Below are 14,754 nucleotides of genomic sequence, written 5' to 3'. Positions count from 1 at the left end.
GTTTGAGATTTGATGCATTGGAATTTGAAATTTGTTTGGAAATTGTTGGTTGGAGCTTGGAATTTTGTACTGTTGTTTTGCGCTTTGCACTTTACATTTTGCACTCAGTTTCATTTAAACACCTTTCCGTACCTCGCTTCCGTATCCGCCCTGAGCTTCAATCGCGCTTCCTCAAGCGCCCGGGCCTCGCTTGACCCCGGGGCAAATGCCGCTACTGCGGCGGCGTAGGCAAGAAGCTCACGCGCGCGGGCGACGACGACGCGCTTTGCCGCGGCAATATCCTGTTCCGCGTCATCGTGGCGAAATTTCTTCCAGCGCTCGCGCGCGCGGAGGATGCGCTGCTCCCAGTCGGAGACGACTGCACTCCCCGGGTAGAGCGACATGCCTGGTTGTACACTCACCACAACGATAGAACCGTCTCTCTGGTAGGAGAGCGCGAGGCGTACCTTGCTCTGCGGGAGCTCGTAAATCCGCTCCGTACCCGCCTCTCGCCGCGTCTCGGAGATGAGGCGCGGGAAGCCTTCGCGCGGCGGAGCGGGAAGAGTCGGTTCTGCATCTTTCGCCGAAGGCGCCGTGGAGCGCGTCGGGCTCGCCTCAGAGCCCTGTGGAGTAATGAGGCGCAAAAATGACGACCGCTGCGGCGCACTCTTCTCCTTCTGCGCGCTCTTCTCCTCTGTTTCCGTCTTATCAGGGGTTACGCTTTCCCCGGAAGGGACAGCACCTGCGGTGGAAGCTCTGCGAGCGACACCCTCCGCAGGGGGCGAGGGCTGGTCCGTATTGCCCCGAATGACTGCGCTCGCGCTCAGTGTCTCAGGCGCAGCTTGCGGGCTCGCAGGAGTTTTTGGCGCGGCGCGCCCGTCGGGAGACGAAGCGCGCTCCAGTGCTTCCTCTTGCGTTTTTTCTTCCGGCTCGATCATCTCGCCGCTCCTCAGATCTTGTATGCGCGCATACGGCAGCTCGGCGAGAATCGTCCCGCTCCCGCGGCGGTCAACGAGCACCACGTTGCGATTTTTGAAATCAACTTTAAGCTCCACATCCGTGAAAAGCCGCATGCCTGCGCGTATGTCAACGAACGAAAAAAACTCGCGATACGATCGGTCCACGACCAGATACGGCGGGACGAGATCAATCCGCGCTTGTCTCCCTCCTGAGATCACCGTGACGCTCCTGCCGTCAGAGGTAATCGAGACGCGCTCAAGCGCGCGCAGTGCCTGCTCTGCGGCGCTGTAATACGAAAAGTCGCGCGCGGTGAGGGGTGTCCGCGCAAGCTCGCCGAGAAACGGTTCATCACGTTTGATGTACTGATCAAGCACCACGTAGGAGATCGCCGGAGCCGCCGGGGTGCCGTCGGCGTGGAGCATCACGTAGCCGTCGGCGATGCCGCCGCCCTCAAAACGAATCGCCGACGCATCGGTAAGACGGTTGTACTCGTACACGTTCTCCGAACCTCGGACGCGGCGGTACTCGACGCCGTCGCGTTCAAAGATGTCAGCACCGGGGCTCACTGTGTCCTGCTCGGCCATGAGTATAGTATACAAGACTCAAGGAAAAATTTTCAATGCTCAATTTTCAATCAATTTTCAATTACCCAATTTTCAAACACGACGTCGTCCGTCATTGCATCATTGAAACATTGAAAATTCATTGGAATTGAAAATTGAAAATTAAGCGCATCGCATCTCAATGCGCATGATACTTTCACGGCGCTGTGAGTATCTCCGCCCCTCCATCAGTGATCAATATCGTGTGCTCAAAGTGCGCGCTGCGGCGGCCGTCTCGGGTACGGAAGGTGTAGCCGTCCGAATCAAGCCGTACTGCGCCACTTCCCTCACAGAGCATCGGCTCAATACAGATCGTCATGCCGCTCGCAAGTAGAGCGCCTGAGCCGCGCGTCGCACTGTTTGGCACGAACGGGAGTTCGTGGAGAGAGCGGCCGATCGAGTGTCCACCGAGCTCCGTCACGAGGCCAAAACCACCTTTACGCACGAACCGCGCGACAGCGAAACCTATGTCGCCAATGTGGCTGCCTGCGCGCGCTACGGCGATCCCCGCATCAAGCGCGCCACGCGTCGCCTCGATGAGCCGTCGGCCCGGCTCGTCAATCCCGCCGACGCCGATCGTCACCGCCATGTCGGCGAAAAATCCCCCGTGTTCAAGCCCGAGATCGAAACCGACGATGTCGCCCTCGCGGAGTATTTTCTCGCGCTCGTTCGGAATGCCGTGCACGACTTCGTCGTTCACGGAAACACAAAGCGTCGCCGGGTACGGCCGTCGCGCACCGCCGGGTGTATAGTCGAGAAATGCAGGCCGATCGCCGCCTGCGCGGATCAGACGCTCCGCAGAGGAGTCGAGCTCGCGCGCGGAAACCCCCGGCAGCGCTGCAGTAGTGACCTCGTGCAACACGAATGCAAGCCGCTTACCAGCAGCGCGCATGAGGGCGATTTCCTCTGGAGTTTTGATGAGAGACATGAAAGTCAAAGCTCAAAAATCAAAAGTCAAAACCACAACTCAAAACCTTAAAACTTTTGACTTTTAGGCTGTGGCTTTGACTTTTGCGTTTTGACTTTTGACTTTGCAGGCTTTTTTGGACGTTGACGTTTCAAGGCTCCTGGTCACTGCGCAATAACGGTGCCTTCGAACTTCTCCCCCACAAGATACCGCTCAAAATTCTCAAGTTTCTTTCCGTTCATGATCGCCACTTCAACTCCGAGCTCCTCCGCTTTCGCCGAGGCCACGGGGTCGAATGGCGTGTTGAGACCGGGGCGCCACTCGCGCGGGATGAGAAGCCGGTACTCGTGCCATGAGATACGCGCAAGTTTTTTTGCTGTCGGGTCCTCGCGCGGATCGCGCTCATACACATAGTCGGTGTTCGAGAGATTTGCGATGCGCCGAGCGCCAAGTTTCGCTGCAATCGCGACCGCAACGTAGTCCGTGCTCCACCCGGGCCGCCACCCGGCACCGATCGTAAGCGGCTCCGCAACCGCGACAATATCACCCTCGGAAGAAAACACTCTCGGGTGCGCCACGTCCTTAAAAATCGTACGCAGAAGGTGGGCGTTGAGCCGCGTTGCGTGAATGCCGAGCCAATCGGCGTCCTCGTCCGAGAGTTCGGAGAGCTCGCGCGCCGCGCTCTGGTACTCGCGCGCAACGCTCCCACCGCCGACGACCACCGCAAACCGCTGCCCTCGGGCAATCGCGCGCTCGAGGGAGCGTTTGAACTCGTGGAGAAACCCCAAATCAATGCCAACACCCTGCGGCACGACGAGCGAGCCGCCGAGGGAAATTATTCGCAACTCATTCGGTGAAGTATCTAGCATCGCCGTATTTGGTTACTTTGAATAATCGAAATCGCCGACGTTGACATCCGACGTCACACCACGACGAAGCTCCAATTTCCAACCAACAATTTCCAAACAAATTTCAAATTCCAATGCATCAAACCTCAAACACGCACGTCGTGTTTGGAGAAATGAATTTTTGCCAGTACCTGCTCGATCTGCGTATAGAGCTCCTCCAGCGTCCCGTCGTTTGTAACATGAAAATCAGCTGCCTCGATAGCCGCGCCAAGATTGTTCTTGTTCGGATCATCCGAAGCCATTTCGAGCTTCTGAATCGCAGCAAACTCATCAAATGATACGTTATCTTTAAGACTCCCACGCTCTCGTATGCGGTTATAGCGAGTCTCGAGGTCCGCATCAACTGCGAACACCACGCCTCCTCGGCTCTGCATAAACCGCACCTCGGAGACGGTGTGTTGCGGCTCGAGTACGACCCTCTCGACTCCCTGAGGAACCGATTGATACACGGCCTCCATGAGCACCGTCGGCCCTTGTGCTCGATATTCGTTTGCGAGGTTGTGTCGGGCAATCCTGTCCGGCTCGATGCCGCGACGCTTTGTCTCCACCGCAAGAAATTCAGAAACAGATGCGTGGACGAACCCCTTCTCCCGCACGAGGTAATCAACCACCGTGCCCTTCCCCGCGCCGAGCGTTCCGGTAATACCGACGATGAACATACGTTACGCGCCAAGTGCGAGGGCTTCCGTGATCTCTCTCTCGACCGCCTCGATCGCCTGCTCGCCGTTGATCTCGTGAAAACGATACCCCGGCTTGTTGCGGAAAAAAGCGACTGCGGGGACCACGATCTCCTCGTACCAATCGAGCCGGCGGTTGATGTCGGCGTCCGTATCGTCGTAACGACCACGGCCCTTGAGCCGCGTGAATGACCACTCGCGCGAGACATTGATCATCACGATGTCGGCCGGCAGGCGCTCGTAAAATCGGAGCGCGCCATCGAGCACCTCGGACTCCGCGCTCCGCCGCGCAAGCCCGTCGAGCACGAGATGCTCTGCGCCGCTGAAGCGATCAATTATTATTTGCGTCCAGATCCAGACCGGCAGAAACTCCGGCAAAAGCCCGCCCTTGGCAAGAAGTGCTTTCGTGAGCGAGCTCGTGAAGTTCTTTCGCTCCATGAACTCCCGAAAGAGCTTGCCGGTCTCAACCATAAGCACCGCGCCTCCGCTCTCTCCAAGTCGCTCGGCAAGAAGCCCCGCCTGCGTGCCCTTGCCGCAGCCGGACCTGCCGTAGAAGAGAATGGTGCGAGGTGGCATGGTGCGCTTTTCACTCGCAGTGTATCAAACCAGCCAAGGCCGGGCAACAGTGCTGAGGAGTATGCAATAAGCAGTAAGCACGCTCGTATACTTTCGCGCTTGTTGCGGGTTCTTTGGGGCTCGTGGAGCCAAGTATTCGGCAGTAGCCAAATTCATTGACAAATCATATAGACCGTGCTAGACATAATCGGTCGGCTTCAGGATTCAGGATTCTCGTCTCGATGTACACAAACAAACACTGTGGTCATGTGGCCAAAGGAGACTCAGAATGATGCAGAGAGTAAAGTGGTTGGCGGCGGTTGTGGTTATGGCGTGCCTCTTTGGTTCTTTTACCACCAAGGCGAGCGCCGAAACGGACGTCCAGCAATTCTCTGTCAGGGGAGAAACGGCATCCGCGTTCTTTTCAAGTACGGACGAGACTGGATGTGTCGTTACCTATGTCGGCGTGTATGCGAGCGACCAGGTCGTGCGCATCAAGCCCGAGCCGCGAACGGCAACGTCGAGCGTGTTTGTATTTGTCGACAGCCTCGACTACTGCGAGTGGATCTACCTGTCGTCGATATTCGGGTACCAGGAGATCGCAGCAGACGATTTCGTGGTTGGCAAAAAATTGGCAAGCGCCCGCGTCAAAACGACGGTCAACGCGTACGACTATGTGAGTGACACGCCTGTCGAGGTCGAGATAACACTCGACTGGAGCGCGACAGACTCCGCGAGCCGCACCGGAAGCCGGTCGTTCTACCGGGCGCCGGGATTTAGCGTCAAGTCAAACTTCAAAGGCGCATTTGCTCCGGCGACGGCAAATGGAAGCGTGGTGCAGGGTGGTGTAAACCTCGCCCCAAACTCCGCTGAGTATGCCGACATCGCCGACATTGACTACGGGGACATGGTGAAAATCAAATACTAATAGTTAGTCCCACTCGTAATTTCACAATCCTGAAGCCCGACCCGACCATAGAGCCCGTGATGGAAATCACGGGCTCGTTTTTTTCCGAAAAAAGTCCGCTTAATGTTCGGATTTCGTGGCTATGCGACAGAGGATGACGAACACGCCCGACTCACGAATTCCACTAACCAAAAATTATATACCCGAAAGCAATAGGTTTGCGAAAATGTTTTCGGGTATATAACCACGGCGCTCGGAAAAAATGAAAACTTTTTCGCTTTTTCCTCGCTTGTGGTTATAAGTTGGTAGTTCGCCGTTGCGTACGCTATATATCAAGATTCGCCAATTTCGCGTTGCTCTGGATAAAACTTTTGCGCGCCGGAACATCGGTGCCCATGAGGATGTCAAAGACTTTGTCCGCCTCGGCGGCATCCTCGATCATCACATGGTGAAGCAGGCGGCTCGCCGGGTCCATCGTGGTCTCCCAGAGCTCGTCCGCGCTCATCTCGCCGAGGCCCTTGTAGCGCTGGACCGAGACCTTTGGGGTTTTCTTCGGTTTTCCCTCTTCCGCGCTTCCTCCTGCCTCGCGCTCTCCGCCTCCGGGTGCCTCGCCGCCCGCAGCCGCATCCCCTTCTCCATCCTCCCCTTCCTCTTCAAGCTCCGAGACGTCATCAATCGCAACGCCGAGTTTTTTGAGATACGCCGCCTTCTCGTCATCGGTAAACACGTAGTGCGCCTCTTTGCCTCGCGTAATTTTATAGAGCGGCGGCACGGCGATGTAGAGGTGCCCGCGCTCGATAATGTCGCGCAGCTGGCGATAAAAAAAGGTAAGGTAGAGCGTCTTGATGTGCGACCCGTCAACGTCCGCATCGGCCATGATGATGATGCGGCCGTAGCGGAGCTTCTCGAGATCAACCCCCTCGCCGATCCCCGTGCCGAGCGCGATCACAAGCGCGCGGAATTTGTCCGATGCCAAAATTTTATCAAGCCGCGCGCGCTCGGCATTGAGCACCTTGCCGAAGAGCGGCAGAATCGCCTGTGTTACCCGGTCCCGCGCCATTTTTGCGCTATTGTGGACGAACACGCCCGATGCAAGCGCGAAGTTGTGCGTGCCGGGGACCTCAAGATCATAAACATCCATCGGCTCCTCAAGCCGCTCAATCCTTACGATGCGGTGGTTATAATTCACCACTGCCTCCTCCATACGTCCCATGTCGCCGTCAAAAAATCGCTCGCATATTGTGTCGTGGCGAATAATGCTCCGGTCATTTCGTTCTCTGCGAAGCGCGTTATAGCGCGCATAATCGATGGTGCCGTTTTCCGCGTAGAGCTCATGCAAGACACCGAGCGCCTTACGTAGATAGGTCTCGTTGTACGCCTCCCGACGTTTTTCACGAAACGCCGGAGTCCATTGTAGGCGCGTTGTCTCACCCCGCCATGCGCGCAGCGATTCGCTGTCCCATTGCCGCTTCGCTTCTCGCGACAACCACGCTTTCCGTTCCGGATGTGCTTCGAAAAACACACGCACGCGATCGGACTGCACACGACGATTTTCGTTATCGCTCCAATATTCACGCTGCGCTTTATCGAGCAGAGCGTTATTGCGCTTACGATACGATTCGTTACTCGAATAGTAATCGAGAAATTTTTGGACCATATACGTCTTATAGTCCTCATCCTGCCACTGTCGTTTTGCATTCTCACTAAAAAGCTCGCGCTTTTCGAGCGACTTTGCCCTCGCACGTTCACGAAACTCCGCGATACGTTTTGAGTCAATAGATTTCTGCTTAACATCAGGACGATGTAACGTCCTTTCTATGTAGGCATGGTGGTACGCCATGTGCTGCTCATACGTTACTCGTTTAATGTTCGTCGGATTATTATTCCTCTTATTAAAATCAAAATGATGCCGGTGGTTACCATCAGTTGTTACATAGACGTTTTTTTTCAAATTATATATATCAGCAAGAATATGGGTTGGCATCCATTTATGTGCTTGAGGGTCAAAAACCATCTCGTACCCGTTCAGTTGTGTTCCTTCTCCCTTTTTTGATATTTTGCGATACAGGGGCGCTAAACTGTGGCTTGACGTTAGGTTGTACGCAGGAATGTAACTACCGTCCACGAGTCGAAAGAGGTGGTCGGGGGTACAAAGAAGGTCATCGCCTGTGTCGAGAGTCACCTTAATCACGTCGGCATTTTGTTTCGTCCGTCTCGGACTTTCGATTGGTGCTAAACCGATATGTCCGTTTTCCTGCATGGTGTAACAAAAATTCTGCTTGCCTTCCTCATGCTCTTTAACCAACTCTAAAAAGCTAAGATGTCGTCCGTCAGCTAACGCCACCTTTGTATCTCCACTCCAACATCCTCCGGCGCTGTCGCCTTCCACCACGAAAAGTTCCGTCTCCTCGCGCTTTTTGCTCTGACAGTCGGCGAGCTTGCCCGGAAGCGTCATGCCCTCGAGCGCGCCTTTGCGGAGCACGCTGTCTTTTGCGGCTTTCGCGGCTTTCCGCGCCCGCATCGCAAGCGAAACTTTGCCGATGATCGCGCGCGCTTCGTCCGGATTCTCCTCAAGAAAATTCGAAAGCGCCTCGTTCATCACGCCCTCAAGCGCCGTACGCGCCTCGACTGAGCCGAGCTTTGCCTTCGTCTGCCCTTCAAACTGTATCTCGCGGAGCTTCACGCTAATCACCGCGGTGAGCCCCTCGAGCACGTCCTCGCCGGTGAAATTTTCGTCTTTCTCCTTGAGAAGATTGTTCGCGCGCGCGTAGCTATTCAGCGTGCGAGTGAGCGAGCCCTTGAAGCCGGTAAGATGTGTGCCGCCCTCGCCGTTGAACGTATTATTCGCAAACGCGAGGATGCGGTACGAGATATCGTCCACGTACTGAAACGCAATTTCCACAGACTCGACGCCGAGCGCGCGCGCTTCTTTTTCAATATAAAAAATGCTCTTGTGCACCGGCTTCTCCGACTGATTGTAAAACCGTACGAGCGAGAGCAGGCCACCTTCAAAGTAAAACGACGTCGAGGGGAGATCGAGCCCGAGATCACGCAGGTAGAACACTTTTTGGTCATCGAACTTCCCCTCATACGCGCGCGCATCAAGGAGCGTAATACGCATTCCTTTCACGAGGTACGCCTGTTGGCGCATGTGGTCCACGATGCGCTTCCAGTCAAAACTGATGCCGTCTTTAAATACGGTTGCGTCCGGCTCGAAGGTAATGATAGTGCCAGTGCGCTCCGACGCGCCGATGCGCTTCGCCGCCGCGAGCGGCTCGCCGCGGCGGTACTCCTGCGCGTGAGCGCTGCCGTCGCGGTGCACCTCGGCGCGGAGCCGCTCCGAGAGCGCGTTCACGACCGAGACGCCGACGCCATGGAGCCCGCCGCTCACCGTGTAGCCGCCGGAGCCGAACTTGCCTCCCGCATGGAGCGTCGTCATCACGGTTTCAAGTGTCGAAACTTTGGTCTGCGGATGGCGTTCCACCGGAATGCCGCGGCCGTTGTCCACAACGCGCACGCGGTTACCCGGGAGAAGCGCAAGCTCGATGTCGCCGCCAAAGCCCGCCATCGCCTCGTCGCGCGAGTTGTCAAACACCTCGACGACCAGATGATGCAGGCCGTCGGGCCCGGTCGTGCCGATGTACATGCCGGGCCTGCGGCGCACCGGCTCGAGGCCCTCGAGCACCTGGATCTGATCGGCGCCGTAGCCATTCCCCGGCTTTGCCGTTTTCATTTTTCCCGCACGTTTTTGTACGGCTTTCTTTGCCTTTTTTTGTGCCACCTTTTTTACCATAAAAAATACCGGCTTGGCTTATTCAAAAGCACTCCGGCCTCCCCTGAATCATACTAGCAGAAAAAACCAATCAATACAAGCGTTTTTGAACTCTCGTGTGGATAATTCACCACAAAAAAAAACGGCGCCCTCTGGCGCCATTTTTTGGTTCTTCCACAATAGACTTCTTTCGAAATCCCTTCCTGCTGCGATTTTTGATTTTTGGCTGCAACTTCGTCAATCTTCGCAAAATGACTCTCTCCGTACAACCGCATACGCTCCTGTTTACGGAATTCATACGTTCACGAAAAACGATTGCCCTGCAGCCGAAGGCAGCAGGGCAGTTGTTCGCATGGCACAAACAACACAACAGGAAGGATCACGGCAAAAGCGCGTCCGACAACTCGTAGCGCATATACGATCCGTCGCACTCCCAATTCACGTTCCCGTTTCTATCCCTCGGGGGCGGAGGAACCCATTCAGAATTCATCACGACAATCGACTGCTCGCAGCAAGCACAGGTCACAAAAAACTCGCTATCGAAACGTCTACTACGATGCATCACGTCCTCGTCATGAACGATCCTGCTCACACTACCACACTTCTTACAAGACACGTCTCTCCCCACGAGACCAGGAGGCCCTTGTGCTCGAAGAGCGTCGCGCTCTTCGTGTACCTTACGCCAATGCGCAGCACCATTTCCCCATACCATTCCAAAACCCCTTCTCGAAAAAAACCGCTACAAGACGAAACGATTCAGTCTCGCCTACCTCGAGGTTTTATAACATGCACGCATATCTGCTGCAACGCCAGCGCTTGGACGCTCAAGAAAAAGAGGATGGCAAGAATTTTTAGATACATAAAAGCTAAAGCCTAATGTCGAAGCACGAAATCCGTGTTGTTGTAACAGGTAACAATTGACCTTTGACATTTGACAGACAGTAACCGCTCACACTCACCACGATCTTGCGTAACAGAGCCGTCATTGCGAGGAGCGGAACGGAGTGGAGCGACGAGGCAATCCAGAATTATGCCTCAACAACTGGATTGCTTCGCTCCGCTCGCAATGACGGGTGTGAGTGATTACGATGACATTTGACATGTAACATTTGACCTTTGATACTACGACGGCGGGTTCGAGGTCAAATGTCAATGGTCAAATGTCCAGTTCGGATTTAGGCCATACGCCTCTCTCACCTAACCTCAAAGCCATCGTGCTCCCCGAGCGCCTGCGTAATCTGCCACATCTGATAATTCACCTCCTCGTCGGTGAGCGTGCGCGCGGAAGACTGGAAGACAAGCCGGAAGGCGTAGGAGGTGCGACCTTCTTTCTCAAAGGTATCAAAGAGGCGTATCCCAACGAGCAAGTCGCCTGCAGCTTTTTCTATACTACCACGAACCTCGTCCGTCACGAACCCAAATTCTAACTTCTCCGCCTTCGCCCGAGCTCCCGCCTCCGCCCTCGCCTCGCCGAGCTCTCGCGTGGCGAGCCGAGCTTCGGCGGGCAAGCCACTTCCAACTTCCACCCACAGTGCGATGTCGCGCACCACAAACGGATACGGTGAAATCGCCTGAAAGCGCGCGTGCTCGGACGACGACTCGCGCCATGGTTGCATGGAAAGCACGGTGAACGACTCAAAAGCTTCCGCGAGATTCACTTTCTCCATTCCGACTTCGTAGATGGCGCGATTCTTGCCGACCTCACGCACTCCGACGTTCTTTTTCAAAAACACTTCACCGCAGAGCTCGCGGAGGCTCGTGAGTGTACGATCAAGCTCCTCCTCCGGAGTATGTATGCCGCTTCGCGACTGCCTCTCCCCTGCGGCAAGTGCAAGCACAAGCCGCTCACCTTCAGCGCGAAACACCGTTCCTATTTCAAATATCCTCACGCGCTCGAGACCGAGGAAGTCCATGTTCGCGAGATTCTGCTCAAGAGCGCCGATGATACCAGGCACCAATGAATCGCGCAGAAACTTTTTGTCGCTCGCAAGAGGGTTCGCGAGCTCGACTGCGCCCGCTCCAGCAAACGCATACATGTACACCTCGGAAAACCCCTGCCGCGCGAGGAGGTGCCGGATCGCGCTCGTATACGCAAATCGCTTATTCATTTCAGGCGACTGCTCCGGAGGCCGTGGCGGCTGCGGCGTGAGGCGCCCGTAACCCCACACGCGTCCGATCTCCTCCGCGAGGTCCTCTTTGGCTCCGATGTCCAACCGCTCGAATGGCGGCGTTACGAAAAAATTCCCGTCCGCAGCGGCCGAAAAAGAAAACCCGAGCCGCTTCAGCGTTGCCGCAACATCGTCTTCGGTAAACGCGGCCCCAAGCACGCCGCCGACATCGCCAATACTAATCGTAATGGGCCGCCCTCTCTCTTGTGCTGCGCCGTCCGCTTCCCCTCGAGAGTCAACGTATCCCTCGATTCTCGTCTCCGACGTCGCGGCAATCTTCTGAATCAGAGCCGCGGCCTCACGGAGCGCGTGAAGCGTAAGGTCGAGAGCAAGCCCGTGCTCAAAACGCACCGATGCCGCGGTACGGATGCCAAGAGCACGGGAACTTTTCCGAATGAGCACCGGATCAAAATTCGCCGCCTCGATGATGATATGCTCGGTCTCCGGCCGAATCGCGGTGCTGCTCCCGCCTTTGATGCCGGCAATGCCAAGTGCAGCGTTCGTGCTTGCGTCTGTGACGAGGAGCGTCCCTTGGGGAAGAGCGCACTCGAGGCCTTCGAGCGTCGTTATCTTCTCGTTCTCACGAGCACCGCGCACGCTGATTGCCACGGCGCCCTCGGAAACCGCAAACTGCTCGAGGTCAAACGCGTGGAGCGGCTGGCCGATGTCAAACATCACATAATTCATCGCGTCCACGATATTGTTAATCGACCGCTCGCCAATCGCGCGAAGGCGCTCGATGAGCCACTCGGGCGACGGGGCCACCGCGATGTTCTCGATCACCAGCGCGCTGTAGCGCGGACAGAGGTGAGCGTCCTCAATGCTCACAAAGAGACGGGAGGAAGCTGGCCACTCGGGAAGGACAGCGGTGAGCGGCGCGCGCGAGAGCGGCAGATTGAAGAGCGTCGAAACTTCCCGCGCCACGCCGTAGTGCGCAAGGCAGTCGTGCGCGCGATTCGGCAGTATGTCAATATCAAAAATGGTATCCTTGTCCGCCTCGCGGAGCGCCTCGACTTCAAAGCTATGCATCGTGAGCGCCTCCGCGACCTCCCGCGGTTGCGGAAGCTTTTGATCAAAAAAAGATTGGAGCCAGTTGTAACTGATTTTCATGTTTCTACTTTCTACTCTCTACTTGGCTTTCTCATCAAAACTGATTCACCACGCGCAGGTCGCCGTTATAAAACAATCGTATATCCGGAATCCCGTAGAGAAGCATGGCGATGCGATCAACGCCAACGCCGAATGCATAACCGCGCCAGAGCGCGGGGTCAATGCCGCCGTTCGTGAGCACCTGCGGGTGCACCATGCCAGCGCCAAGCACCTCCACCCAGCCGGTGCCCTTGCACACGCTGCACGCCCCACCAACGCCGCCACACGCGACGCACGAGAGGTCCACTTCAACCCCCGGCTCGACAAACGGAAAGTACGCAGGGCGAAAACGACTCTTCATACTCTCGCCGAAAATGCTTTTTGCAAATGCGTCCAGCACGTACTTCAACTGCGCCAGCGAGGCGCTTTGCTCCACGGCAAGCCCCTCCGTGTAGTGGTATTGGGCCTCATGCGTCGCATCTGTCGCCTCGTGCCGATACACCCGCCCACTCGATATCATCCGAAACGGCGGTCCATGTGCCTCCATATAACGCACCTGAAGTGAGCTTATGTGCGTGCGGAGCAAAAGTTTCTGTGACGTTGCCCCGGCATCCGCGCGCTCGACGTTCGTCGTATTTGGAAATTGGTTTTTGGAAATTGGAAATTCACTTTTCGGCTCCGCGAGCCAAAAAGTGTCCTGCATATCACGCGCCGGATGATCGGCGGGGATATTGAGCGCGTCGAAATTGTAATACTCAGTTTCGATCTCCGGCCCGTCTGCAATCGCGAACCCAAGTGCAGTAAAGACAGCCGCGATCCGCTCCATCACCTGCGTGAGTGGGTGGAGGTGTCCGGGTCGGAAGTTAATGGTTAGGGATTCGAGAGGGGATGACTTTTCTTGGTTTTTCATGTTTGTACATGCTCACACACATCGACGTAAATACTCACACTTTCAAGGTCTTTATACTGTCTCTTCGTCCATTGTATGCGAAACCCATCCAAAAAACGAGCGGCTCAACCCAGCGCCATTTCGTTAGGCAGCATCGCGAGCTTCGCAGTATGGGCGTCGTATGCTACTTTAAAACGTGAGGCGCATACACTACATGGACTCTCTCTCAAAACTCTCGGATCTCTTCATGAAATTCCCCGGCATCGGGCCGCGGCAGGCGCGGCGATTCGTGTATTTTCTCTTGCGTGAAGATGACCGCTACCGCAGCGAGCTTGTTCGACTCGTAGCAGAACTCAGCACGAGTGTGGCACAGTGCGCGCTGTGCGGCAGATTTTTTGAGCGACGCGTGAAGGCCGATGTTGCCGAGTGCCCGATCTGCAGCGATCCCCGCCGCGAGAAGAGCGTCCTCATGGTCGTCGAGAAAGACGCCGACCTTGAGGTCGTGGAGCGGAGCGGCTGCTACAGAGGGCGCTATTTTGTCCTCGGCGGCACGCTCCCGCTCACAGAGAGCACAGCCCTGCGCTGGCCACGTCTCGCATCGCTCAAGGAAAAAATCGCCGAACGCGATGAACTTAAAGAAATCGTCCTCGCGCTCTCGCTCACGACCGAAGGCGAACACACCGCCTCCCTCCTCACGGAGCTGCTCCGTGAAGCCACGGAACAGAACCACGTCAAACTCTCGACGCTTGGCCGCGGTCTCTCGAGCGGGCTCGAGATCGAGTACTCGGACCCTGAGACGCTGCGACAAGCGCTCGAGAGTCGCAGAAATACGCTGACTGAACGCAAACCTGTGCAGAAATAAAAGTCGCAGAAGTACGCTGACGGAACGCGGATCTGCACAGAAAATAAAAATTTGCAATAATTATGCGGTCGCATAGTTATTGCAAATTTCTCGCTCCACCTTCTACCCTCCACTTTCCACTTTCCCATCAAGCGACGTAATCCTCACCTCCATATACGGCTGCCGGTGGCCGCGGCGCTTAAAGTAGCGGCTCTTTGCCTTGTACTTCACCACGTCAACCTTCTTGGCGCGGCCGATTTTCTCGATCGTGCCGTGCACCGCCGCCCCTTCGATAAACGGCGTGCCGATCGTAGTGTCGGAACCGTCCTCAACAAGAAGCACGGAGTCGAAGGTGACATTGTCGCCCTCCTTGAGCTCGCCGGGCAGCTTCTCAATCGTGATCCTCTCGCCCACAGCGACCGGATACTGCTTGCCCCCTGTTTGTATCACCGCAAATTCCATGTATAGAGCCATCCTACAGTGCCAAAGGCAAAAACTCA

At 56.0% G+C, this 14,754-nt stretch carries 11 protein-coding genes; 2 read left to right on the top strand and 9 right to left on the bottom strand.

Features of this window, described 5'->3' with window-relative positions; genetic code table 11:
* Positions 1 to 110: 110 nt before the first annotated feature.
* The 5 genes from Q8R39_03750 to Q8R39_03730 form a co-directional block, all read right to left on the bottom strand.
* Complete coding sequence (locus Q8R39_03750; protein ID MDP3735513.1) at positions 111 to 1,523, bottom strand: hypothetical protein; 1,413 nt, start codon at positions 1,521 to 1,523, stop codon at positions 111 to 113.
* A gap of 175 nt (positions 1,524 to 1,698) precedes the next feature.
* Complete coding sequence (gene map, locus Q8R39_03745; protein MDP3735512.1) at positions 1,699 to 2,469, bottom strand: type I methionyl aminopeptidase; 771 nt, start codon at positions 2,467 to 2,469, stop codon at positions 1,699 to 1,701.
* A gap of 143 nt (positions 2,470 to 2,612) precedes the next feature.
* The gene (pyrH, locus tag Q8R39_03740) at positions 2,613 to 3,317 is read right to left on the bottom strand and encodes a UMP kinase (protein MDP3735511.1); all 705 of its coding nucleotides are present in this window, start codon (positions 3,315 to 3,317) and stop codon (positions 2,613 to 2,615) included.
* A 125-nt stretch (positions 3,318 to 3,442) separates the two neighbouring features.
* Positions 3,443 to 4,015, bottom strand: a complete 573-nt coding sequence (locus Q8R39_03735) for an AAA family ATPase (protein MDP3735510.1) — start codon at positions 4,013 to 4,015, stop codon at positions 3,443 to 3,445.
* 3 nt (positions 4,016 to 4,018) lie between these two features.
* Positions 4,019 to 4,609, bottom strand: coding sequence for a nucleoside monophosphate kinase (locus Q8R39_03730; GenBank protein ID MDP3735509.1), 591 nt, complete (start codon positions 4,607 to 4,609; stop codon positions 4,019 to 4,021).
* A 268-nt stretch (positions 4,610 to 4,877) separates the two neighbouring features.
* Here Q8R39_03730 and Q8R39_03725 point away from each other — a divergent pair, with 268 nt between their 5' ends.
* Positions 4,878 to 5,516, top strand: coding sequence for a hypothetical protein (locus Q8R39_03725; GenBank protein ID MDP3735508.1), 639 nt, complete (start codon positions 4,878 to 4,880; stop codon positions 5,514 to 5,516).
* A gap of 304 nt (positions 5,517 to 5,820) precedes the next feature.
* Here the strand turns inward: Q8R39_03725 and Q8R39_03720 are convergent, their stop codons facing one another.
* The 3 genes from Q8R39_03720 to pheS form a co-directional block, all read right to left on the bottom strand.
* Positions 5,821 to 9,228 carry an ATP-binding protein gene (locus Q8R39_03720; GenBank protein MDP3735507.1) on the bottom strand — a complete coding sequence of 1,136 codons (3,408 nt, stop codon included), beginning with the start codon at positions 9,226 to 9,228 and terminating at the stop codon, positions 5,821 to 5,823.
* A gap of 1,232 nt (positions 9,229 to 10,460) precedes the next feature.
* Positions 10,461 to 12,545: a phenylalanine--tRNA ligase subunit beta gene (locus tag Q8R39_03715; protein MDP3735506.1), complete on the bottom strand. Its 2,085-nt coding sequence runs from the start codon at positions 12,543 to 12,545 to the stop codon at positions 10,461 to 10,463.
* A 34-nt stretch (positions 12,546 to 12,579) separates the two neighbouring features.
* Entirely contained in the window at positions 12,580 to 13,434 is an 855-nt protein-coding gene (pheS, locus tag Q8R39_03710) for a phenylalanine--tRNA ligase subunit alpha (GenBank protein MDP3735505.1), read from the bottom strand.
* Between the two features lie 193 nt (positions 13,435 to 13,627).
* Here pheS and Q8R39_03705 point away from each other — a divergent pair, with 193 nt between their 5' ends.
* Complete coding sequence (locus Q8R39_03705) at positions 13,628 to 14,275, top strand: toprim domain-containing protein (GenBank protein MDP3735504.1); 648 nt, start codon at positions 13,628 to 13,630, stop codon at positions 14,273 to 14,275.
* A gap of 102 nt (positions 14,276 to 14,377) precedes the next feature.
* Here the strand turns inward: Q8R39_03705 and rplU are convergent, their stop codons facing one another.
* Positions 14,378 to 14,728: a 50S ribosomal protein L21 gene (gene rplU / locus Q8R39_03700; protein MDP3735503.1), complete on the bottom strand. Its 351-nt coding sequence runs from the start codon at positions 14,726 to 14,728 to the stop codon at positions 14,378 to 14,380.
* Positions 14,729 to 14,754: the final 26 nt, after the last annotated feature.

Source organism: bacterium (genome assembly GCA_030697645.1).
Classification (GTDB): Bacteria; Patescibacteriota; Minisyncoccia; order Phycocordibacterales; family VMGT01; genus JAUYPI01.
The sequence above is the reverse complement of the archived record's forward strand: the minus strand, read 5'-3'. Positions and strand labels throughout refer to the sequence as shown.

Coding starts and splice junctions, on each gene's coding strand:
- pyrH (MDP3735511.1), bottom strand. CDS start 3,317: ATGCTAGATACTTCACCGAATGAGTTGCGAATAATTTCCCTCGGCGGC.
- map (MDP3735512.1), bottom strand. CDS start 2,469: ATGTCTCTCATCAAAACTCCAGAGGAAATCGCCCTCATGCGCGCTGCT.
- pheS (MDP3735505.1), bottom strand. CDS start 13,434: ATGAAAAACCAAGAAAAGTCATCCCCTCTCGAATCCCTAACCATTAAC.
- Q8R39_03730 (MDP3735509.1), bottom strand. CDS start 4,609: ATGCCACCTCGCACCATTCTCTTCTACGGCAGGTCCGGCTGCGGCAAG.
- Q8R39_03735 (MDP3735510.1), bottom strand. CDS start 4,015: ATGTTCATCGTCGGTATTACCGGAACGCTCGGCGCGGGGAAGGGCACG.
- rplU (MDP3735503.1), bottom strand. CDS start 14,728: ATGGCTCTATACATGGAATTTGCGGTGATACAAACAGGGGGCAAGCAG.
- Q8R39_03705 (MDP3735504.1), top strand. CDS start 13,628: ATGGACTCTCTCTCAAAACTCTCGGATCTCTTCATGAAATTCCCCGGC.
- Q8R39_03715 (MDP3735506.1), bottom strand. CDS start 12,545: ATGAAAATCAGTTACAACTGGCTCCAATCTTTTTTTGATCAAAAGCTT.
- Q8R39_03720 (MDP3735507.1), bottom strand. CDS start 9,228: ATGAAAACGGCAAAGCCGGGGAATGGCTACGGCGCCGATCAGATCCAG.
- Q8R39_03750 (MDP3735513.1), bottom strand. CDS start 1,523: ATGGCCGAGCAGGACACAGTGAGCCCCGGTGCTGACATCTTTGAACGC.
- Q8R39_03725 (MDP3735508.1), top strand. CDS start 4,878: ATGATGCAGAGAGTAAAGTGGTTGGCGGCGGTTGTGGTTATGGCGTGC.